Source organism: Lujinxingia vulgaris, from assembly GCF_007997005.1.
Classification (GTDB): domain Bacteria; phylum Myxococcota_A; class Bradymonadia; order Bradymonadales; family Bradymonadaceae; genus Lujinxingia.
Genome location: NZ_VOSL01000010.1, coordinates 44,193 through 66,226 on the forward strand (window position 1 = coordinate 44,193; position 22,034 = coordinate 66,226).

Annotated in this window: 15 protein-coding genes and 1 rRNA gene; 4 read left to right on the forward strand and 12 right to left on the reverse strand. The window is 64.6% G+C overall.

The genetic code is table 11. The features are described 5' to 3' along the window. Window positions 1–222: 222 nt before the first annotated feature. From glmS to FRC96_RS01925, 6 genes are all read right to left on the reverse strand, one after another. Window positions 223–2,058: a glutamine--fructose-6-phosphate transaminase (isomerizing) gene (gene glmS, locus FRC96_RS01895; RefSeq protein WP_146972348.1), complete on the reverse strand. Its 1,836-nt coding sequence runs from the start codon at window positions 2,056–2,058 to the stop codon at window positions 223–225. A 208-nt stretch (window positions 2,059–2,266) separates the two neighbouring features. Beyond that, window positions 2,267–3,469, reverse strand: coding sequence for a hypothetical protein (locus FRC96_RS01900; protein ID WP_146972349.1), 1,203 nt, complete (start codon window positions 3,467–3,469; stop codon window positions 2,267–2,269). 182 nt (window positions 3,470–3,651) lie between these two features. Further along, window positions 3,652–5,766, reverse strand: a complete 2,115-nt coding sequence (locus FRC96_RS21660) for an SDR family NAD(P)-dependent oxidoreductase (protein WP_230469773.1) — start codon at window positions 5,764–5,766, stop codon at window positions 3,652–3,654. An 80-nt stretch (window positions 5,767–5,846) separates the two neighbouring features. Further along, on the reverse strand, window positions 5,847–6,980 hold the full coding sequence (locus FRC96_RS01915) for a thiolase family protein (protein ID WP_146972351.1): 1,134 nt from the start codon (window positions 6,978–6,980) through the stop codon (window positions 5,847–5,849). 123 nt (window positions 6,981–7,103) lie between these two features. Beyond that, entirely contained in the window at window positions 7,104–7,451 is a 348-nt protein-coding gene (locus tag FRC96_RS01920; protein ID WP_146972352.1) for a histidine triad nucleotide-binding protein, read from the reverse strand. A gap of 138 nt (window positions 7,452–7,589) precedes the next feature. Continuing rightward, on the reverse strand, window positions 7,590–8,543 hold the full coding sequence (locus FRC96_RS01925) for a YegS/Rv2252/BmrU family lipid kinase (protein WP_230469774.1): 954 nt from the start codon (window positions 8,541–8,543) through the stop codon (window positions 7,590–7,592). Window positions 8,544–8,692: 149 nt separating this feature from the next. On the opposite strand from FRC96_RS01925, the gene FRC96_RS01930 reads away from it, so the two are divergent. The 3 genes from FRC96_RS01930 (at window position 8,693) to FRC96_RS01940 (ending at window position 12,828) form a co-directional block, all read left to right on the forward strand. Continuing rightward, window positions 8,693–11,284 carry a carboxypeptidase-like regulatory domain-containing protein gene (locus tag FRC96_RS01930; RefSeq protein WP_146972354.1) on the forward strand — a complete coding sequence of 864 codons (2,592 nt, stop codon included), beginning with the start codon at window positions 8,693–8,695 and terminating at the stop codon, window positions 11,282–11,284. A gap of 270 nt (window positions 11,285–11,554) precedes the next feature. Beyond that, window positions 11,555–11,947, forward strand: a complete 393-nt coding sequence (locus FRC96_RS01935; RefSeq protein WP_146972355.1) for a hypothetical protein — start codon at window positions 11,555–11,557, stop codon at window positions 11,945–11,947. Window positions 11,948–12,033: 86 nt separating this feature from the next. Beyond that, window positions 12,034–12,828 (forward strand): hypothetical protein, encoded by a 795-nt coding sequence (locus FRC96_RS01940; protein WP_146972356.1) that lies wholly within the window; start codon window positions 12,034–12,036, stop codon window positions 12,826–12,828. Between the two features lie 332 nt (window positions 12,829–13,160). Here the strand turns inward: FRC96_RS01940 and FRC96_RS01945 are convergent, their stop codons facing one another. The 5 genes from FRC96_RS01945 to FRC96_RS01965 all read right to left on the reverse strand — a co-directional run bounded on the left by FRC96_RS01945 (window position 13,161) and on the right by FRC96_RS01965 (window position 19,857). Continuing rightward, window positions 13,161–14,837 (reverse strand): 1-acyl-sn-glycerol-3-phosphate acyltransferase, encoded by a 1,677-nt coding sequence (locus FRC96_RS01945; protein ID WP_230469775.1) that lies wholly within the window; start codon window positions 14,835–14,837, stop codon window positions 13,161–13,163. Between the two features lie 376 nt (window positions 14,838–15,213). Next, window positions 15,214–16,209 (reverse strand): NAD-dependent epimerase/dehydratase family protein, encoded by a 996-nt coding sequence (locus FRC96_RS01950; RefSeq protein WP_146972358.1) that lies wholly within the window; start codon window positions 16,207–16,209, stop codon window positions 15,214–15,216. Then, window positions 16,206–17,903 (reverse strand): fatty acid CoA ligase family protein, encoded by a 1,698-nt coding sequence (locus tag FRC96_RS01955; RefSeq protein ID WP_146972359.1) that lies wholly within the window; start codon window positions 17,901–17,903, stop codon window positions 16,206–16,208. Before FRC96_RS01955 ends, FRC96_RS01950 begins: the two co-directional genes overlap by 4 nt. Continuing rightward, window positions 17,900–18,793 carry an alpha/beta fold hydrolase gene (locus FRC96_RS01960; RefSeq protein ID WP_230469776.1) on the reverse strand — a complete coding sequence of 298 codons (894 nt, stop codon included), beginning with the start codon at window positions 18,791–18,793 and terminating at the stop codon, window positions 17,900–17,902. Before FRC96_RS01960 ends, FRC96_RS01955 begins: the two co-directional genes overlap by 4 nt. A gap of 32 nt (window positions 18,794–18,825) precedes the next feature. After that, on the reverse strand, window positions 18,826–19,857 hold the full coding sequence (locus FRC96_RS01965; protein WP_146972360.1) for a 3-oxoacyl-ACP synthase III: 1,032 nt from the start codon (window positions 19,855–19,857) through the stop codon (window positions 18,826–18,828). 323 nt (window positions 19,858–20,180) lie between these two features. Here FRC96_RS01965 and FRC96_RS01970 point away from each other — a divergent pair, with 323 nt between their 5' ends. After that, on the forward strand, window positions 20,181–21,269 hold the full coding sequence (locus FRC96_RS01970) for a hypothetical protein (RefSeq protein WP_146972361.1): 1,089 nt from the start codon (window positions 20,181–20,183) through the stop codon (window positions 21,267–21,269). Between the two features lie 649 nt (window positions 21,270–21,918). Here the strand turns inward: FRC96_RS01970 and rrf are convergent. Then, a 5S ribosomal RNA gene (gene rrf, locus FRC96_RS01975) occupies window positions 21,919–22,034 on the reverse strand.

Consider the following 22,034-nt stretch of genomic DNA (forward strand, 5'->3'; position numbering starts at 1 on the left):
CCTGGCACCCGCGCGCTCCAACGACTTCGGCGACGCGATCGAATGCCTGGCACCCGTGCGTTGGCTAGAAGATCGAACGCCTGGCACCCGTGCGTTGGCTAGAAGATCGAACGCCTGGCACCCAAAGATTTCAACGACTTCGGCGACGCGATCGAACGCCTGGCACCCGAACGTTTCAGCACCCGCGCCTGATTGAAAAACGCGGGTGCCAGACGAAAACACTCACTCCACCGTCACGCTCTTGGCGAGGTTGCGGGGCTGGTCCACATCGGTGCCTTTGAAGTCGGCGATGTGGTAGGCGATCAGCTGCACGGCGACCACCGAGATCAGAGGCTGCACAAACTCAGCGGCCTCGGGCAGTCGAATGACCACATCGGCGAACTGCTCCAGGCGCTCGTCGCCCTCATCGCCGATGGCGATGATGCGGCCTCCGCGCGCACGCACCTCTTCGAGGTTGGAGGCCGTCTTCTCGTAGACCCGGTTTTTGGGGCAGAGCACCACCACCGGAAGCTGCTTATCGATCAGCGCGATCGGGCCATGCTTCATCTCGCCGGCGGCATAGCCCTCGGCGTGAATGTAACTGATCTCTTTGAGTTTGAGCGCCCCCTCGGCCGCGATCGGGAACTGGTTGCCCCGGCCCAGGTAGAGGAAGGAGTGCGCCTTGGAGAACTGCCGGGCAATGGCCTCATAAGGCTTCATATCACGCAGCATCACCTCCATCTCGGCGGGCACCTCGCGCAGCGCTTCGATGAGCTTGCGGGCGTCTTCGCTGGCGAGGGTGCCGCGCAGTCGGCCCAGGCAGATCGCCAACATCCCCATCGCCGCCAGCTGCGTGGTGAACGCCTTGGTGCTGGCCACGCCGATCTCGGGGCCGGCGTGGGTGTAGAGCACCCCGTCGCTCTCGCGAGCGATCGTCGACTCGATCACGTTGCAGACGCAGAGCGTGCGCGCGCCCAGCGCGCGCGCCTCCCGCAGCGCCGCGAGCGTGTCGGCGGTCTCACCGGACTGGCTTACGCCAATGACCACCGTGTTGGCGCTGACGATCGGGTCGCGGTAGCGGAACTCACTGGCCAGCTCCACCTCCACCGGGATGCGGGCGTGCTGCTCGATCATGTAGCGCCCCACCTGCGCGGCAAAGTAGCTGGTGCCGCACGCCACAAACACGATCTTGTCGATGGCCTTGACCGCATCTTCGTCCAGCGCGAGCTCGGGCAGGTTCACCTCCCCGCGCTCCACGCTCACGCGACCGCGCAGGGTGTCGATGATGCGCGCCGGCTGCTCGAAGATCTCCTTGAGCATAAAGTGCTTGTAGCCCTGCTTCTCCGCCGAGATCGGATCCCAGCTGATGGTCTTGACCGGCCGCTCCACAGGCGCACACGCCGCATCAAAGATCTCGATACCCTGGCGACTGAGCACCGCGGTGTCGCCATCTTCCAGAAAGATAAAGTCGCGGGTATGGCTGAGCACCGCCGGCACATCGGAGGCCGCAAACGCCCCGGAGCTTCCGCGCGCCACGACCATCGGCGAGGCGAAGCGGGCTACGACGAGCTCCTCGGGGTTCTCGCTGCGCATCACCAGCAGCGCGTACGAGCCCTCAATGCGCTCCAGCGCCTGGCAGGTGGCCTGATGAAGGCTGGTCGCGCCTTGCTCCAGCGCGTCATCGATCAGGTGCGCCACCACCTCGGTGTCCGTCTCACTGGAGAACTCCCGACCGCGGGCGCGCAGCTCATCTTTGAGCTCCAGGTAGTTTTCAATGATGCCGTTATGCGCCACCACCACCTGGCCGGCGCGATGCGGGTGGGCGTTCAGCTCGGTGGGCCGACCGTGGGTCGCCCAGCGCGTGTGCCCCAGCCCGATGCTGCCGTCAAAAGGCTCGCGACGATATGCCGCCTCCAGGCGCGCCAGCTTGCCTTCGGCGCGGCAAATCTGGACCTGCCCCTCATCATCGGCGATCGCGATGCCCGCCGAATCATAGCCGCGATACTCCAGCTTCCGCAGCCCGTTCAGCAGAATGTCGCTGCACGTCTGCTCCCCAACATACCCCACGATTCCACACATAGAGTCCTCGCTCTGTGATCCGCTCTCCGGACATCCCTGTCGTCGAACTGGCCGGCACCACTCGCCACAACCTGCGAGCACCCGACCTCCCCCGCGTTTCTAACGAACACGACCGAAACAACGCGGGGCGGCCTTACGACCGCCCCGCTTCTAACACAACTTCGAGGCACTTCTCACCTGCCAAGGTGACGCCCCGCCAAAATGCCGCTCAGGGCACCTCCAAAAGCTCCGTGGGCACCGTCTCAAAACGTACCCCGATGCTAAACGCGCGACCCTCATCGGTCTCAATATCGGCCAGCCCCGAGAGCCCGGCCAACCCGCTACAGAGGGTGTTATCGGCCAGGGTACGACACGCCGCCGACGCGGAGCTGCAGTTCTGTGCGTCGCTCGACGCCAGCGAACACTGGTAGCGATCGTTGGTGCCTGTTCCCACATACGTAAAGAGGAGCGGCGTATTCTGGATGCACTCACACTCCAGCGCCGCCTCATTCATCGACTCAAAGAAACGATCGCGCATCAACACCCCGGAGAGCTCGCCGTCCACCAGCGCAAAACCTCCGCCTGCCTGGAGGTTAGCTTGCGGATCTTCGACCACCTGCGCGCGAATGCTCACATCGGTCAGCTCCAGATCAATCGCCTCGATCATCCCGGGAAAGCGCGCGTTAAGGCTGCCGCCACTGGCGCGCAACACCCCGCCCTCATCGACCCGCGCTGAGGTGAAGCCAAAGCGCGGCGCACCGTCTTCATCATAGCTCTCAGCGCTCACATACACCGAGCCCTCCCCGGAGAGGTTGGTCTGAGGCGTCTCTTCCGAATAGTCGCCTTCGAGCACCTTCAGCTCCAGGCTGGCGTCGTAGGCGGTGTTGCCCCAGCTTTGAGCCTCCATCAAGTACATAAGCAGGCCGTTGTCGATGGCGAGTTGAATGTTGCCGTTGACGTCGCCTCCCAGCAGCGGCCCGAGCGTACCCACCACGTCGTTGCCCAGGTAGTTGTCGATCGCGTCATCCCCGTCGATGTCGGCGCAACACGTCTTATCGGTCACGATCTCAAACTTTGAGAAGTACGTCCCCGGTCCAAAAGGACCATCCGGGCAGGTCTCATCATCCGAAGGGTAGGCACACTCCACTGGAGGGTAATCGTCCTCATCGGGCCCCGGATCCGCGTCGGCATCCGGCTCCGCGGCGTCGGGCACATCCGCATCACCGGCGTCGGGTTCTGCCGCAGTGTCGGTATCCTCGCCCCCATCCGGGGTTGAGTCGCCGCCGGTGTCCCCGGCCTCGTCACCGCTATCGGCCACAACCTCGGTGTCAGGGGTGTCGGTGCCGCCGACGTCATCGCCGGAGCATCCGCCCGCAAACATCACACCGGCCGCCAACATCGCCAGCCCGATAAGGCTATGCTGCTTTTTCATCACCCGTTCCCTCATGCCCGAAACCCGTTCTTCATGCCCCGGCGGTGCGTCACGCGCGCGCCGGAGGCGATCGTCTGAAACCATCTGCGGATCATCGTCGTCGCGATATCCCGATGGTAGCCGCGGCCTCAAACACATTGCAAACGCCGCAGCGCGTCATCGCACCGCGGCGCCTTTCATCCTCACTCGACTTCAACTTCGCCGTGGGTAAGCACCGGCTGCCCCTTCTCGTTGAGCGTCTCCAGACCATATCGCCCCGGCTCCACCTCCCAGAGACGCGTCGTCAGCTGCTGGCCGCGAAAGACCGGCCGCGCAAAGCGCACCTTCATGCGCTTGAGCCGCTCGACGCGTCCGTCGGCCACGCCCTCCACCGCCGCGCGCGCCGCAAAGGCCATCGTGCACAGCCCGTGCAAGATCACATCCGGAAGTCCCGCTGCGCGGGCCACCTCCTCGTCGACGTGAATGGGGTTATGATCGCCCGAGGCCGCCGCGTAACGCCGCGGCTGATCCTCGGCCACCACCTGCTCCTGGCTGAAAACAACCTCCGGCGACTCCCGCTCCTCCTCGCCAGCGCGTGCCTTCTTCGAGTCGTTGCTCTTCTTCGGGCTCGTGCCATCGGAGGGCTTACGCACAAAGAGCGCGCTCGACGCCTCCACCACAACCTCCCCCTCCCGCATCAGGCGCTGACGCACCTCGATAAGCCACCCCGAGGACTTCTCCTCCACCGACGCGATCTCCGAGCGCGGCGACACAAGATCCCAGGGGCGCAGCACATCGTGGAAGATCATCTCCTGCTCCCCGTGCACCAGGCGCAGCATATCGGCGTTGAGCTCCTCATCCGTCATCGCCGCCTCCAGCGCACCGATGAGCGGCTGCACCGCAAAAAGCGGCGCGGCCACAAGCCCCCCCTCGGCCTCCTCGCTCAGGTAGCGCGCCTGGCGATCATCGACCGCCTCCGCATACGCGATCATCTCGGAAGGCTTAAGGTGACGCGCGGGCATCTTGAATTTTTTGCCCACAACCTCCCCGTTGGGGCCTTCGGCCCCCTGACCGCCCCCCTCCGATGCCGCGCTCGGGGACTGCGCATCCGCCGCGCCGCCTGCGGCGATCGCCCCGGCCGCCTGCAAATCAAAGAACGACGCGAACTTCATCAACGCCCCCATGGTGTCGGCTTTGATCTTCCCGGCCATAAAGGCCTTCTGCGCCGAGAGCTGGCCGGCGGCAAGCTCAATGAGCGTCTGGGCGCTGTCGAACTCCACCTTTGCGCTCACTTTGTCGGGTGCCCCCTCCACAAAGCTCGCTCTCCCTTCGTTGACGCGCAGCCCAAAGGTCCCGGCGCCGCGCACCTCAAAGACCAGCCCGGCGTCCCAGCTCGCGCCGGCCTCCCGGTCGAAGACCTGCGGGAGCGCCTCAAAGATCGCCCGCGCCCTTGCCGCATCTTCGCCAGCGGCCTCGCCACCGGTGCCGGCCGGCGCGGTGATGGCCTCAAAGTTCTCGCCAACCGCCTCCAGCGTCCAGGCCTGCTCCCGCTCCACCCCGGGCGTCGTCTCCATCACATACTCAAAATAGTGGCGCCCATGCGCCCCGAACACGCGCCCCGAGACCCCGGCGGCCTCCTCACTCGCGAGCCACATGACCAGCGGCGCGACGTCTTCCGCCGCATAGCTCTCGGGCACCATATCGAGCTCTTCGGTCATGCGGGTCTTGGCCACCGGCGCGATCGCGTTGCAGGTGACCTTGTAGCGCGCGCACTCCAGCGCCACCACGCGCGTCAGCCCGGCGATGCCGGCCTTGGCCGCGCCGTAGTTGGTCTGCCCGAAGTTTCCCTTAAGCCCCGCATACGACGAGGTGTTGATGATGCGCCCCCCCTGGCCGGCCTTGATCATCGCCTCCACGGCGAACTTCGTGACCAGGAAGGTCCCCTTAAGATGCACGTCGATGACCTGATCCCACATCGCCTCATTCATGCGCACAAGGGTCTTGTCGCGCAGGATGCCAGCGTTGTTGATCACAATATCCAGGCGACCAAAGCTCTCGATGGCGCGGGTCACCATCGCCTGCGCGTCGTCGGCGCTGGCGACCGAGCCGCGGTCGGCCACGGCCTTGCCGCCCAGCGCTTTGATCTCGTCGACGACCTTCTCGGCCAGGGCCTGCCCTTCATCTTCACCGTGGCGGCTTACGCCCAGGTCATTGACCACCACCGAAGCACCGCCCTTCGCCAGCGCCAGCGCATACGCGCGCCCCAACCCGCCCCCGGCGCCGGTGACCAACGCAACCTTTCCATCAAACGCACCCATCTTCACTCCTCTTGTAACCCTGCCCAAAGAAGGCATCCTCGACGTCGCTCAACGCCGCGCTAAGACGCACGCAAACACGCTCAAACGCGCTCGATCACCGTGGCCACCGCCTGCCCGAACCCGATGCAGAGCGTCGCCAGGCCCAGCTCCACATCGCGACGCTCCATCTCGTGCAGAAGCGTCGTCATCAGACGCGCCCCCGAACATCCCAGCGGGTGACCCAGCGCCATCGCGCCGCCGTTGACGTTGGTGCGCTCCAAAAGCGCCTCCATGCCATCGGCACCTCCCAGCTCTTTCGCCCAGGCCAGCACCACCGAGGCAAAAGCCTCATTGACCTCAAAAAGATCGATATCGCCCAGGCCGAGCCCCGCCTTCTTGAGCGCCTTCTCAGTCGCGGGGATCGGACCGGTGAGCATGATCGTCGGGTCGACCCCGGCCAGCGCCATCGAGCGCACCCGCGCACGGGGTTTCAGCCCCAGGCGCTCGCCAGCTTCCGCCGAGCCGATGAGCACCGCCGCCGCGCCGTCGGAGATCTGACTGGAGCTTGCCGCCGTGATTACGCCGTCTTTCTGAAAGGCCGGGCGCAACTTCGCGACCTTCTCATAGGTCGAGTCGGCCCGCGGCCCCTCGTCGTGCTCGAGGCCGAAAACCGGCGCGATCTCGCGCTCAAAACGCCCTTTTTCCATCGCCGCAAGCGCGCGACGGTGGCTCTCCACCGCCAGCTCATCGAGCATGATGCGGCTCAAGCCCCAGCGCTCCGCGATCAAGTCGGCGCTCACCCCCTGAGAGACAATGTCGAAACGATCGGTGAGAAGATCGCTTAAGGGGCCGCTGTCCGAGCCCATCGCCACCCGGCTCATCGACTCCACCCCGGCGCCCACCACCAGATCGTGGGCGCCGCTCATCACCGCCTGCGCCGCGAAGTTGATGGTCGTCAGACTCGAGCCACACATCCGGTTAACGGTGGTGCCGCAGACCGTGATCGGGAAGCCCGCCACCAGCGCGGCGTTGCGCGCGATGTTGAGTCCCTGCTCGCCGAGCTGGGTCACACAGCCCATGATCACATCTTCGATCTCCGCCGGATCGACGCCGGCGCGATCCACCAGGGCGCGCAACACCGCCGCGGCCAGCTCATCGGGGCGCACCTCCGCAAGCCCGCCCTTTCGACGCCCGATGGGGCTTCGCACCGCTTCATACACATAGGCTTCTGCCATCACCCAACTCCCTTTATCAACGTCGCCATTTTAGTGCCGCGCACACACGCAACTCACCCTCGCGCGCCGGGCCTCATCGCCGCTTTTTCAACGCCACACCATCTTCCCACGGGTCTGCCAGGCTCAGCCCGGCGGCCAGGAAAAGTCGCGTCCGCCCAGCACATGCACGTGCAGATGAAAGACCGTCTGCCCCACCTCCGCCCCGTTATTGACCACCAGCCGAAACCCGCTCTCCTCAAGGCCCTCCAGCCGCGCGACCTCTTTTGCGGCGAGCATCAGCTTGCCCAGCAGGAGCGCGTCGTCGTCTTCGGCGTGGCCCACGTTGACGATGGGCTTTTTGGGGATCACCAGCACGTGCACCGGCGCGGCCGGGTTGATGTCCCGAAACGCCAGCACCTCGTCGGTCTCATAGACCTTGTCGCAGGGGAGCTCCCCGCGAATGATTTTCGAAAAGATCGTCTCCTCGCTCACATCATCTCCTGACGCAGTTTATCAACGCTTCCATCCCCCGATCCTGCACACATGTTCCTCAGTGCCGCAAAACCATAGGCTCGCCGCGGCCCTTTGCCAAACCGGTTCACACTTTGTTTCAACGTGGCGGGCTCAGGCCTAACCCTCATCCTCCCGCTTCTTTTGCTTTTCCCCCTCCGCGGTGACGCGGGAAGGGCGCGGCCCCAGAAACGCGATCGCACCGGGCTGCACCGAAAACGCGAACTCCTGGCCGGGAAAACTCTCCCCATCGAGGTTCAGCGGCACCTCCTCCTCAAAACGAAGATGCGCCTCTTTGACCTGACGGTAGACGATGTCGTGGCAGTCGGTGGCCTCGGGCTGATTGACCAGCTCGCGCATCTGCCGAACCATCTCGGTGAGCCCCATCGCCGGCACGATCACCAGATCGAGCAGGCCATCGTCGACCTCAGCAGCCGGGCAGAAGTTCCAGCCACCGCCGGACTGCGGGCCGTTTCCCACAAAGATAAAGGCCGCCTCCCCCTCCCACTCCAGCCCCGGGGCGCGGGCCTGAAGCCGATGCACGGGCATATCAAAGGCCGCCGGGATGGCCTTGACGAAGTAGGCCAGACTTCCGGCCACATCTTTAAAGCCGCGGGAGGTCTCGGCGGTCACCGTCGCGCCCACTCCGGCGGTCGCCATATTGATAAAATGACGGTCGTTGATGCGCCCCACATCCACCGGCCAGGGCTCGCCACCAAGCCAGCTTGCAAGTTGAACGGCGCCCCCTTTGGGGTCGACGCCCAGCGCCGTCAAAAAGTCGTTGCCCGTCCCGTAGGGGAGCCCCGCCATCGCCGGGCGCTGCGCCTCATCAAGGGCCATCAGGGCGTTGGCGACCTCGTGCAGAGTGCCGTCGCCGCCGCAGGCCACCACCAGATCGGCCTTGTCTGCGGCAGCCTCTTGCACCGCGCGCGCGCCGTCACCCTTCTCCCAGGTGGGGCGCGGGCAGACCGTGTAGCCCGCATCACGGAGCACGCTCACCACCTCGCGCACATCCTCATCGGCCGCTGAGCTCGGATTGAGCACCAGGTATATCGTCGCGTCTTGTTTCATCATCGCGAACCTCATTCGGAGTCAGCGCGGAGCATCGGCGCGCTTATTGAAATGTTGCTCGTCTCGCTCTAACCTTCGCGCCGCACTCAACTTTCAAAGTTTTCGACGTTGTTTTTGTCGTCGCATCACCCGCGACGCCTACGGAGGATAGAATGAACCGTGCGCTTTTACGACGCGTTCGTCGGCAGATGCTGACGAGCCTGATGATCATCACGCTGAGCCTGAGTCTGGGCGCGTGCGGCTCCGATGACGGCGGTGCCAACACCCCCGACGCCGGCGATCTCCGCGACGTGGGCACCGACGCCGAAGATCCCGGCGACGCTGAAGATCCCGAAGACACCGAAGCTCCCGATGATACGGGCGATTGCGACGTCTGCACCCCGGGCACCTCGCGCTGCACCGACGAGGGCGCGCAGAGCTGCGTGAGCCTGCAGGGCTGCGCGCAGTGGGCCGACCCGGTGGCCTGTCAGGACGACGAGGTCTGCACCGGCGGGCGCTGCGCGGCCGGCTGCGAGGAGATCTGCGAGCTCGACGCCAGCGAATGCTCCGGCGAAGGCGTGCGCACCTGCGTTGAGAACGTCGACGGCTGCCCGGAGTGGTCTGCGGTTGAAGCCTGCGAAGACGATCTGATCTGCTCCGGCGGCCAGTGCCAGTCGAGCTGCGAGGATGCCTGCACCGAGGGCGAACTTCGCTGCGATGGCGAAGGCGCCTTCCAGGCCTGCGAGCAGCAGAGCACGGGATGCCTGGACTGGTCGGCCACCGAATCCTGCAGCGAAAACCTCACCTGTGACGAGGGCATCTGCATCGGCTGCACCGATGGCGAGGAGCGCTGCTCGGCCGACGCCACCGCAGTTGAAACCTGCCAGAGCGGTGAGTGGGTGGCGAGCCAGTCCTGCCCCTTAAGCTGCTCGGCCGGACAGTGCGACGACCAGGTCGCCTGCCAGCCCGGCGCTCGCCGATGCAACGGCCAGGTCGCCGAGCTTTGCAACGCCACGGGCACCGCCTACCTGCACGTAGCCACCTGCGCGGTGAGCTGCGACGCGGGGCTCTGCACCGGCGCCTGTGAGCCCGGCCAGCGGCGCTGCAACGGTCAGAACGTCGAGACCTGCAACACTGCCGGCACCGCCTGGGAAATTGCCGAAACCTGCGATGGAAGTTGCGACATCACCTCATCGACCTGTGCGCTCGATGAGCTCGACATCACCGCCGACACCAACCTCGATGGGCTGATCGTCGTCGACGGCCCCTTCATCGTGCGCCCCGGCGTCACCGTGACCAGCCCCAACGGTGACCTGACCATCCGCGCAAGCTCCATCCATGTGGAACTGGGCGGCTCGATTGTCCTCGCACCCACCGGCCAGAACCTCGCCGGCAAGGGCAATGACGGCTACTACTGCGGCTACCCCTCCTACGTGTACACCGATGGCACCGGCGGGGGCTACGGCACCCGCGGCCAGGCCGCGACCTGCCGCTCCGGCGGCTCAATTCACGGTGGAGAAGCGAACTCCGATGTCAGCGTCGGTAGCCCCGGTGGCAAGGGATACGGCAACAACGGCACCCCCGGTGGTCTGGGCGGCGGTCGCCTGAGCCTGGAAGCCAGCACCATTCTCATTGAAGGCAGCCTGCGTGCCGACGGTCAAAATGTTCTGGACGGCGCCACCTACCAGGGCGGCGCGGGCTCCGGCGGCGGCATTCGTCTGGCAGCCGATGACCTTATTGTCTCCGGTACCATCAGTACCGCGGGAGGCACCACCGACAGCGGCGGAGGCTCTGGTGGTGAGGGGCGCATCAAGCTCTTCTACGGCGACTCCATCGAGGTCACCGGCACCATCACCGGCGTCCTCACGCAAGACATCCTGCCTCCGCTGCAACTCTTCAGCTCGACGCACCCGGTCAGCGATCGCGTCTACAATGACGACTTTGAGACCATCGCGCTGAGCTGGGAGCGGCCCTTCCCCGGCCTCCAGGGCTACTACCACCGCCTCGATCGCGCGGCCTACACCCTGGTGGAGCCCTCCAACGGCCAGTTCACCGACCAGGATGTGATCACCTACACCCGCGACGACGTCTCCGCCGGGCGCAACTACCTGCACGTCACCTCCGTCGACAGTGGCTTTGAGGTCGGTGAGTCGCCCACGCACTTCACCGTGCGCCTGACCGACGGGCCGCCCACCCTCTCCAGCGACACCCACGCCAATCAGGCGCAGTTCTACAACAACGACGACGCCTTCATTCGCTGGTCCGATCGCCACGACGACAGCAACTTCACCGGCTACCGCTACGTCGTCGACCGTTATGGCGACACCGTCCCCACCCACGACGATCTGGCGCTGCCTGTCACCCAGAAACAAATCCTGCTGGCCGATCTGGAGCCCGGCATCTGGGCCTTCCACCTGGTCTCGGTCGACACGATGGGCTACCTCAACCGAAGCTCCTCCACCTACCTGCTGCGCATCGGCGACGATCCGGGCAAGGGCTCGATCAGTGGCATTGTGACCGACAGCGGCGGACAGCCTGTGGCGGGCGCCACCATCTCGCTCAACCGCGGGCTTATCAACGACACGGTGCCCGCGGTGCTCACCACCGCCAGCGGTACCTTTAACCTGCAGAATGTCCCGGCCGGGGAGTGGGAAGTCGGCGTCTACATCGAAGGCGCGACCGCCGGAACGTTCCACCTCACCCACACCCACGACATCGTGGTCCATGCCGATCAGACCACCAACGTCACCGTCAACATGCCCTGATCTCGGCCCCCTGACGTGGCGTCATACGCCTTCGTAAGACGCTCCACTCAAGCCCGACAGGCGCGAAAATCCTCCTTTGATTTTCGCGCCTGCTTTGCTTAACGTCGCACGCAATTGACGCAACGCAACATGCGCTCACCGCCGGGAAGCGCCCCCGAGCCGCCCCTGACCGATAAGTCAGCCGCAGGGTTGATCCTCACGCCCGCTTTTGCTTTGCTGACCTTACCTTGTTCCAGAATGCTGATTCCGCCCCACCCAAAAGGAGCCTCTATGCGCTACAACGTTGGCCGAAAGACTGGCTGGTTCGCGCTGCTGATAAGCGCGCTGCTCATGGCCAGCGCCTGCAACGTCGGCGACACCGCCAACCGTCAACCCACCCCCGATGACCAGGTTGAGGAAGACACCGGTAACGACCCCGAGGAAGACACCGGTAACGATCCGAACCCCGAGGAAGACACCGGTAACGACCCCGATCCCGAAGAAGACACCGGTAACGACCCCGAACCGGCAGCTCCCGTGGGCTCAATCGTGCAGCAGAGCTCCGGCGCCCAGAAAGCCAGCTCGGAGAGTTACCAACTTCGCCTCAACCTCGGCGCTCCGACCCCAGCTCCCGCAGAGAGCGCAAGCTACAAAGCCCGACCGGCCACCGCCGCCGGCAACTGATGTCAATGACTGAACCTTAATGACCCTATCGAGCGTCGGCACATGCCTCACAGACCACGCTCGAGAGAACCCGAGGAGCCCACACCATGAACACCTCTAAACTGCTTACCAGCCTCGCCGCAGCCCTGGCCGCCACTGCCCTGGCGCTGCCCTCGGCGCTCGCGGAGACGCCCGCCCTCTACCCCGTCCAGGGCTACCTCACCGACACCGATGGTGAGCCCATCGACGGTGAGCTCGACATCCGCTTTCGCCTCTACGATGAGTCCGAAAACGACGTCTTCACCGAGCTCGCCACGGTGAACATCGACAACGGCGCCTTCACCCACTACGTCGGCTCGGTGGAGACCCTCGACGCCGAACTTTTCGCGCAGTACACCGAGCTCTCGCTCGGCATCAAAGTCGGTACCGACAGCGAGATGAGCCCGCGCATGGCCCTGGGCTCGGTGCCTTACGCCGCGCGCGCGACCACCGCCGCCATCGCTGACGTCGCCGTGGCCCTCGACGGCTTCAACCCCGTGGACTTCGTCCCCCGCGACGAGGCGGGCTCCATCACCGCCGGCATGCTCGCTGCGGGCGCGGTGGATGTGGACGCCGTCGATGGCGCGCTGCCCATCTACCGCGTGACCAACGGCTACTGCGATGTGCGTCCGGGAACGTTGTCATTTAACACGAAGTGTTATGCCAACCAGAAGCATGTTGGTTCGTGCAACAATTCATGTGCCGCTGGACAAGTCCAGGTTCGCGGATGCGACGGTCGATGCACCTGTCAGACAAGCTTCATTATTCTTCCCTGCCCAGGTTGCCCCAGCCCCCCTCCCAACCCCTGGCCCTCAGTACCTCAGTGCGACAACACCCTGGTCGGCCACATCCTACCCCAGTGATGCCTTGCGCCTCACTGCTGCATCAAGCTAAGGCGCTGCTACGCGCCTGAACCCTGCAGCCCGCACTCCGAAACCCGCCCAGGCCCATCCTGTGGCGGGTTTTGGAGTTCTTGGGATAGGTTGCCTTCCCGCATGTCCGAACGCCTGGCACCCGTGCAACGTCTGAAAAAGATCGAACGCCTGGCACCCGATCATCGCGATTTGTCCGAACGCCTGGCACCCGATCATCGCGATTTGTCCGAACGCCTGGCACCCGATCATCGCGACATGTTCGAACGCCTGGCACCCGATCACCGCCTCCCCCCCTCATTGTCATATTCACGACCTGAGGCTTAAGGCAGCGCCCGCATCGCGTCCTCAAAAGGACGCACCCGGTTGCCATAAAAATAGATCACCTCGAGCTTCTGCAGCATCACCCCGTCCGCCCAGCTCTTAACCACCTCGGGCACGTGGTACATGCGCAGGTACTCCAGCCCCTCATAAACCACCCGGTCGGGGGCCGCCTCGTGCAGAAATGGCGAGAGCTGCACTTTGCCATTGCGCTCCAGGATCTTGAGGCGAGCGAGCGCATCCTCCACCCCGGCGTGCACCTCCTCCCAGGGCAAGATCTCTTCGGCGCCAAAACGCACCAGCCGGTAGACATCCCAGCCCGGAAAACGCCGCTGCAGAAGATCAAAGAGCACCCAGCTCACCACCTGGGTGGGCATAAGCACGGTATGCTCCAGAAACGCCTGCGCGATGCGCTCCCCGGTGTGGCGGGTGTACTGGCGGTCGCGGGCGGCATCTTCCACAACCTCACCGGTGCGCGCCGAGCGCACATAATCGATGCGATTCACGCGCCGCCCCCGGCTGTCGTAGCTCTCCCCGTCGACCTTCACCTGGTTGCCAAAGGTGTCCAGCGGCTTGCCAAAGCGCAGGATCGTGGTCGAGTCCATCTTCATCGTGTTCATCACAAAACGCGTGACCGCCGAGATCTGGTTGAACTCATCGTTCTCCAGCAGGTAGCGCCCCTTACCCTCGCGTTTGAAATGATCCTGAATCAGGCTGTCGGCCTCCAACACCAGGTTGTAGTTGATCGTCAGCGGCACGATGTAGACCGGCTTCGCCTGCGGGTCGCGCATCAGGCTGTGGATGTAGCCGCGGAGCGCCGTGCCCAGAAGCCCCAGCTTTAAGTGCTGCTCCACCGCGTTGGAGCGGCTGCGCGTGCCCCCCGGGAAAAAGAGGCTGTGATACCCGCGCTCGATCAAGACCTGCGAGTAAGTCTTGAGCACATCTTTATAAAGTCGATGCTGGAGGCGACGATCGACCTTATACGCCCCCAGATTATGCATGAAGAAGCTCATCAGGGGGTTGGTAAAGAGGTTCTTGCCCGCCCCGTACGTCACCGGCGGAAGCCCCGCCTCATAGAGCGCCCACCCCACCAGGATCGAGTCCATGTTGGAGCTATGCGTCGGCACAAAGACCAGCGTCCCCTTCCTGGCGAGCACCCGCAATGTGGCCAGATCCCCCTGCAACACCACCCGCTGCGTCAGGTCACGGACATGCGAGAGGGTCTCGCGCAGCTCGCCGACCCGCGTGGGCATCGTGGCCACCCGCGGAAGATCCTGCGCCTTGAACAAAAAGCTCAGCCCGATGGGCAGCGCCCCGGTGGCCATCTTGTAGACCCAGGGGTTAAAGCGTCCGGCCAGGTCGTCGGCGTAACTCTCGACGAGCTTCCAGAGGATCTCGCGCTTCTTAGGCTCGGGCATCGTCGCCAGGCGCCGGGACATGTTGCGCCACCAGGCGATCGAGCGCACCTCTTCCTCGGCGCCGCGCTCCCGCTGCAAGCGCGCGATTTCCTGATAGGCCGCGTCATTGAGCACGTACTCAATGCCCGCTCCCCGCGCATCGCGCGAGGCCCGCACAAAGTCGTTAAACGCACGCCGGCTGACCTCGGCCACCAGCTGCGAGCGCTCACTCGCCAGGCGAAAGAGCGGCGAATCATCCTGCCTCGTCCATGCATCAAACATCGGGGCCTCAGGGCGCAATCGGTGAGTTCGGGCGCCCATCCTAGACCTGCCACCTCAGGCTGGCAACGCGGCAAGAACGCCTGGCACCCGTGCCGAGCGCCCCAGGACAAAGCCAGCGGCGTCGCTGCGGGCTCGCGGTGGCGCTGCCACAGCTTCGCCCTGGCTCCTTGCTGGACTATGCCCTGGACGCGCTCGGATATGGTGGTGTACGGAGGCCTGGCACCCGTACTTTTCTAAAATGATCGAACGCCTGGCACCCGATCGGCAACATCTTGTTCGAACGCCTGGCACCCGATCCGCAGCAGCATGATCGAACGCCTGGCACCCGATCCGCAGCAGCATGATCGAACGCCTGGCACCCCGACAACGCGCCTCTTCAGATCCCGGCCTCGCGAATCCACGCGCCGAGCGCCACCATCCCCTCATCGATGGTGCGCTGCGGCGCATAGCCAAAGTCCTCGCGCGCCGCCGAAATGTCGAAGTAATGCGCCGTCGAGAGCTGTTTGGCCAGGAAGCGCGTCATCAAAGGCTCTTCACGCTTGCCCAGCGCCTTGTACGCCGTCTCCATCGCCCAGCCCACCGCATAAGCAACCCCGGCGGGTACCTGTGCCTTAAGCGGCTCCAGCCCCCCGCTCACCAGGATCTTATCGATAAGCTCGCCCACCGCCATCGGCTCATCCTGGGTGATGAAGTAGGCGTTGCCGGCGGGTTTCCCGTGGGTCGCCAGCGCCTCGGCGGCCAGCAGATGCGCGCGTGCGGCGTCCTCCACATAGACCGAATCGACCAGCGCCCGACCATCCCCCACGCGCTTGAGTTTGCCCCGCCGCGCCCGATCGATGATGCGCGGCACAAGATGGTTGTCACCCGGCCCCCAGATCAGATGCGGCCGCAAGGACACCGTTTTGAGCGTGTCGCTGTTCGCAGCGAGCACCGCCTTCTCGGCCATCGCCTTGGTCTCGGGGTACGCCGTCAGGTAAGTCGACGGATAAGGCACCGACTCATCAACGCCCTCCAGCGGATCATCGCCGTAAACCACACTGGGCGAGCTCGTGAAGATGAGACGAGGAACGCTGTGAGTGCGGCAGGCCTCAATGGTGTTCTGTGTTCCCACCACATTGGCCTGATAATAATCCTCATACGGCCCCCAGACGCCGGCGCGCGCTGCAACATGGTAGACCTCCTCGCAGCCCTCCACCGCCGCGGCGACCACGTCGGCGTCGGTCAGATCGCCGCGCATCACCTCCACACCTTTCTCGCGCAGGTTCGGATAATCGCTACGCGCCAGCGAGCGCACCTCATCGCCGCGCGCGAGCAACTGATCGACGATCGCCTCACCGAGAAACCCGCCGCCACCGGTGACCAGAACTTTCATGCCAGCTGCTCCCGCGCCCACTCGGTGAGCGCCTCTCGAAAGATCTTCGAATTGTGGCGCACGTCCACCGGGAAGCCCGAATGAAAGAGCACCTCATCAATCTCGCGCGTCAGCTCATGCTTTGCGCCCAGGGCCAGAAGCTCCTCGCGCACCTTATCGCGCACCGCGCCCTGATGCTCCGCCTCCAGCTCCACGCATAAGACCGGCACGACCTTGCCGGCCCGCCTCACTCCGACCAACGCCGTGCGAAAGACCGCCGGATGCGTGTTGAAGATCCCCTCAACCGGGATCGTGAACATCGTGCGCGCCCCGTCGAGCACCACGCGGTGGGTCTTGCGACCGCAGAACCACATCCGCCCCTGCGCGTCGAAGTACCCCACATCGCCCATACGGTGGCGCACCGCCTCGCCATCGGCGATCTTCGCCCCCCGCGTCGACGCGTCCCGATTATAATAGGCGCGGGTAACCTGCGGCCCCTTCACCACAAACTCGCCAACCTCACCGGGCGCAAGCACCTGCGCCTCCTCCCAGGTCGCAATGGGGTCATCGGTGATGGCGATCACCTTCACCTCCACCCCGTCGACCGGGAAGCCCACACACACGCCCTTCCCCACATCGGTGGCTTGAGCCGTCTCCCCCAGGATCATATCGCTGCCGATCGAGGCCACCGGCAAGGACTCCGTCGCCCCGTAAGGCGTAAAGATCTGCGCGCCCTCATCAAGCATCGCTTTCACTCGCCTCAAGCTCACCGCCGGCACCGGCGCCCCGGCCGAGATCACCCGGTTGAGACCGGGCAGCTTCACCCCCTCGGCCTCCGCATAGCGCCCGAGCTTGTTGAGCACCGCCGGCGAGCCAAACATGTTCGTGATGCCCATCTGTCGGATGGGCTCGATGAGGTTGCGTGGATCGACCTTGCCTGGATTTGCAAAATCCATATCCGGCACCACCGTCGTCATCCCCAGCGCCGGATCAAAGAGCGCAAAGAGCGGGAAGGTCGGAAGATCGATCTCGCCGGGCTCAATCGCATAGGTCGCCTTAATCAGCGCGACCTGGGCGGCGAAGTTCCCATGCGTGTACACCGCCCCCTTGGGCACCCCGGTGCTCCCGGAGGTAAAGAGGATCGCCGCCATATCATCGGGCTTCACGCGCGGCGGCTCCCAGCCCTCGGCGGCCGCCCCCTTCTGACGCACCTGATCGAGGGTAAACCCGCCCCACAACCAGCGTCGCCCCACCGTCACACAATGCTCAATCGTGCCTCGGCCCCACCCCAGCGCCAGGCGCGCGGCGTGGGCGGTGGGGATGCCGATAAAGGCCTGGGGCTCCGCCTCGGCCAGGCACACCTTCAGGTTCTTAAGCCCCATCCCCGGGTCCACGATCACCGGCACCACTCCGGCCTTAAAGAGCCCGAAAGTCAGCGCAAAGAAGGGCATCGAGGGCTTGACCATCAGCACCGCGCGGGTGCCCGGCACCACGCCAATGGCATGCAACCCGGCGGCGATCTCATCGCTGACCCGGTCCAGCTCCGCGTACGAGGTCGTCTCGTAACGCCAGGTGCCATCGGGCGCACGCGATGTCGGAAAATGAATCGCCGGCGCATCGGGCATCGCCCGCGCCATCGCGCTGATCGCCCGCGCGATGTTCGGATCGGGCGCCTCCCCCGGGTTCGCGTCGTGCGTGGTCGCCGGTGCGCTCATGCGCCCTCCCAGGCGTCAGTGCTTTTGATGAAGTCCACGATCTTCGGGATGAGATCCTCGCGCCGATCTTCGAGCACATAATGCCCGGCCTCCGGATACTCGGCGTAGGTCGCCTGCGGGTAGATCTCCTTCCAGCGCGCCAGGAAGTGGCGGTCGAAGACAAAATCCTTATAGCCCCAGCCGATGAAGATCGGACGATCCCCGAGCGAGGGCAGCGCCGCCTCCGTCTCACTGACCAGCTCGTAGCCCGAATCCCCTGGCGAGAGCGGGATATCCTGCACGAAACGCAGCGTGGCGATACGATTCTCCGGCGTATCGTAAGGCGCCTCATACGCCTTGCGCACCTCCGCAGAGAGCGGCGAGGTCACACACACGCGGGAGGCTGTGCGGCTGAAGGCGTTGAGCTTTTTGACGAGCACCGACCCCACCGCGGTATCCCGTGCAACTTTGAGCGGCAGCGGAAAACGCTTGGTTTTGGGAAGATGAAACGCCGCCGTATTCAAGAGCACAATCCGTCCCACCAGATGCGGGTTACGGGCCGCAAAGGTCATCCCGATCATCCCGCCCCAGTCGTGAAGCACCAGCGTCAGCGGCTCGTTGAGATCGAGCGACCGAACCAGGCTCTCCAGATCCTCAACGCGCCTCTCAAGGGTGTAGGGGTACGCGTCGGCCGCGGGCTTATCGGAGCGACCGCAACCGATGTGGTCCGGCGCGATGGTGCGATGCTCCCCCCGCAGCGCCTCAATGAGGTTGCGGTAATAAAAGGACCAGGTCGGGTTGCCGTGCACCATCAACACCGCCGGGCCCTCACCCTCATCGACATAGTGGAGGCTATGGCCGCCGGCGACCTGATGAAAGTTCGGCGAATAGGGGTAAAGCGAGGGGCTCACAGCCTCCTGGCTCGGGTGAAGCTGTGCCTGAGTCAAAACGCGATCTCCATCATCGAACAGTTTAATCCGCTGCCAATCCCCATAAGTCCCACCCGGTCGCCGGGTTGCACCCGCCCCTGATCCACCGCCTTCGCCAGCGCGATGGGAATCGAGGCCGGGCCGACGTTTCCATGATCGTGGTAAATCTTCAAAAAACGCTCGCGATCGAGCTTCAATGCCTCGGCCACCCGTGTCATATGCACGGCGCTGACCTGGTGGGCGCAGATGAGATCGAGCACCTCCGGCGACCACCCCAGCTCCTCGGCCGCGCGGGCAAAGGTCTTCTGGCCGAGCTCCACCCCCCGCAGGAGCAGCATCGCCGCGTCGGTCTCCATCCAGTCGCGCTGGCCGCGGCAGAGCTCGTTATGCTCACTGGCCGACTCCGTCACCGCGCCGACCACGCGCGGCGCATGTGCCGGGAGCAGGTCGCGCCGCCCCAACACCATCGCCGCCGAACCCGACCCCAGGGTCAGCGTGGCGAGCTGGTCCCGCATCTTCTCGACCGGATAATCCGGTTGATTGAGACGCGCGATCGTCGCCTCGATCACCTCCAGGCTGGACTCCCCGTTGACGACCATCCCGTAGTCGATCGAGCCCCGCTCGATCATATCCCCTACGATCTGAATGCCGTTGAGAAAGCCCAGGCAGGCGTTGCCCACGTCGAAGTTCAAGCAGTGCGAGCCCAACTCCAGACTGCGATGCACCATCGAGGCGACCGAGGGTTCGACGAAGTCGCGGCAGACCGAGGTGCTGATCAACACTCCGATCTTCTCCCGGGCCACCCCGGCGCGCTCCAGCGCGCGACGACCGGCCATCGCCGCCGGCACACTCGCCATCACCCCGTCGGGCCACACCCGGCGCTCGGCGATGCCGGTGAGCTGGTAGATCAGCCCCCGCGTCGGCAGACCTGCTCTCGTAAGCGCCGGCTCCAGCCTGGCTTCAATCTCTGCGGAGCTTATCGCACGCGGGGCACGCATCTCAGCCAGCCCCGCCACCGCCACATTCTCGAACTTCACAACACTCATCGAACTCCACCTCGTCTATGCGCCGGGAGTATGCCCGCCGCCCCCCGCCCTATCAAGGTGATCTGCAGGTCGGCCGCCTTGACGCAAAAAGACGCCCGGTGTTAAGACCACGCGTCTTTATGCCCGAATTTGCACGCTGATGCGGCCATTGTGGCATTCAAGATCTGCCGTTCCCGTCATCTGCGGGTCGGCGCAGCCGAGGAGGACGTCCCGCGTCAGGTGGCTCGTCGCATCGCGCAGACCTCCTCCTTGCACCAACCGGGTCCACCGCTGCCTTTACCGACCGCGCCGAACTCGACGAGCGGCGCCACGCAGGGATCGTCATGGAAATTCTCTACATCGCCATCGGGGTCGTCGGCTTCATCGCCGGCATCGTCCTCTTTATGGAGGGCAACCGCACCAAGCGCGCCTACCTCGCCGGCCTGGCCGACCTGGAAGCCCGCGAGAAGAAGCTCGAGAAGAAAGAAGGCTCCAAATCCTCCAAAAAGATCGAGAGCGACAAAGGCACCCAGGCCGCGCCCTCGGCCGACACCACCCGCCTGGAGAAAGAGCTCGCCGAGGCACAAAGCGAGACGAAGTCTCTGAAGTCTCAGGTCTACGAGCTCAAAAACGAGCTGAAAGAGTCCCGCCAGAGCGCCCGTAAGGCGCGCGAAGAGGCAGCCGGCGTCGACCAGACCGCGCTGCTGGAAGCCCGCGCCGAGATCGCCGATCTTAAAGCGAAGCTCGCCAACGCCGACCAGCGCGTCAGCGCGGTCCGCGCCGAAGCGCAGGCCAAAGTCGCCGAGGCCAAAGCCGCCCCGACGCCTTCTGCACCGGAGAAGGTCGAGTTTGATACCGACGAGCTGGCCCGCCAGCGCGACGAGATCGAGCGCCTTCGCGCCCGCATCGAGTCGCAAAATAAGGCCCAGGCCGACGAGGTGCGCAGCGCCGAGCAGGACCTCAAGCGCAAGCTCAACAAGACCGCCCGCGAGGTCGACAAGCAGCGCCGCCGCGCCGACAACAACGACAAGGCCTACAAGGTCACCCAGCGTCAGCTCGACGCGGCCCGCGAGCGCATTGAGCTGCTCGAAGAGGAGCTTAAGCGCGCCGGCTTTGCCGGCGAGCAGGCTGAGAAGGTTGAGAGCGTTGAAAAGGTTGAAAAGGTCGAAAAGACCGAGAAGGCCGAAAACGTCGCTTCCGCGGCGACCGAGCCTGCTGAAGAGGTGAAGGAGAGCCCCGTGGCGGCCGAGACGCCGGAGAAGGCGGAAGACGTTGAGAAGGCCGAAGACGTTGAGAAGGTCGAGACGGCTGAAGACGCCGAGAAGGTCGAGACGGCTGAAGATGCTGAGAAGGTCGAGACGGCTGAAGATGCTGAGAAGGTCGAGACGGCAAAAGATGCCGAGAAGGTCGAAGGCACCGAAGCCAAGTCCTGATCACGATCGCGCGTTGTAGGATGTGACAAGCCGCCCGGGAGACCGGGCGGTTTTTTTGTGCCCGGTAGCGCCGTGTAACTCCACAAAAATGCCAGCGGTCTGTCAGCGGCGCTGTTGAAGGTTAGATACGATCGGGTGCCAGGCATCCGTACACGGATGATCGGGTGCCAGCCGTCCTTACACGGTGACTGTGATCGAATGCCTGGCACCCGCACACGACATTGAGGATCGAGTGCCTGAAGATCGAACGCCTGGCACCCGAACGCAGCGTTCATGATCGAACGCCTGGCACCCTCACACGACGTTGAGGATCGAGTGCCTGGCACCCGCACACGACGTTGAGGATCGAACGCCTGGCACCCGCACGCGGCACCCGCACACGATGTTGAGGATCGAACGCCTGGCACCCGCACACGGCACCCGCACACGATGTTGAGGATCGAACGCCTGGCACCCGAACGCGGCGTTCATGATCGAACGCCTGGCACCCGTACACAATCTCCCGGGATCCCCATTTCACACGCCCTCCTCGTATTGAATACGCGGGTCGCCAATCTTCCCCCCAACACCCACCTTTTCCCCTGACCAAAACACAAAAAAACCCGCCCCGCTCTACTCTCGTAGAACGGGGCGGGCTTTTTAACTAAAGGGTTGGCAGCGACCTACTCTCCCACGACCTCTCGGTCGCAGTACCATCGGCGCTGGAGAGCTTAACTTCCGAGTTCGAGATGGGATCGGGTGGACCCTCTCCGCTCTAGCCACCAA

Bases quoted from the DNA above. Each gene is read 5' to 3' on its own strand.
- FRC96_RS01945 (WP_230469775.1), bottom strand. From the start codon at position 14,837: ATGTTTGATGCATGGACGAGGCAGGATGATTCGCCGCTCTTTCGCCTG.
- FRC96_RS01955 (WP_146972359.1), bottom strand. From the start codon at position 17,903: ATGAGCGCACCGGCGACCACGCACGACGCGAACCCGGGGGAGGCGCCC.
- FRC96_RS01935 (WP_146972355.1), top strand. From the start codon at position 11,555: ATGCGCTACAACGTTGGCCGAAAGACTGGCTGGTTCGCGCTGCTGATA.
- FRC96_RS01940 (WP_146972356.1), top strand. From the start codon at position 12,034: ATGAACACCTCTAAACTGCTTACCAGCCTCGCCGCAGCCCTGGCCGCC.
- FRC96_RS01965 (WP_146972360.1), bottom strand. From the start codon at position 19,857: ATGAGTGTTGTGAAGTTCGAGAATGTGGCGGTGGCGGGGCTGGCTGAG.
- FRC96_RS01925 (WP_230469774.1), bottom strand. From the start codon at position 8,543: ATGATGAAACAAGACGCGACGATATACCTGGTGCTCAATCCGAGCTCA.
- FRC96_RS01970 (WP_146972361.1), top strand. From the start codon at position 20,181: ATGGAAATTCTCTACATCGCCATCGGGGTCGTCGGCTTCATCGCCGGC.
- FRC96_RS01915 (WP_146972351.1), bottom strand. From the start codon at position 6,980: ATGGCAGAAGCCTATGTGTATGAAGCGGTGCGAAGCCCCATCGGGCGT.
- glmS (WP_146972348.1), bottom strand. From the start codon at position 2,058: ATGTGTGGAATCGTGGGGTATGTTGGGGAGCAGACGTGCAGCGACATT.
- FRC96_RS01930 (WP_146972354.1), top strand. From the start codon at position 8,693: ATGAACCGTGCGCTTTTACGACGCGTTCGTCGGCAGATGCTGACGAGC.
- FRC96_RS01950 (WP_146972358.1), bottom strand. From the start codon at position 16,209: ATGAAAGTTCTGGTCACCGGTGGCGGCGGGTTTCTCGGTGAGGCGATC.
- FRC96_RS01900 (WP_146972349.1), bottom strand. From the start codon at position 3,469: ATGAAAAAGCAGCATAGCCTTATCGGGCTGGCGATGTTGGCGGCCGGT.
- FRC96_RS21660 (WP_230469773.1), bottom strand. From the start codon at position 5,766: ATGGGTGCGTTTGATGGAAAGGTTGCGTTGGTCACCGGCGCCGGGGGC.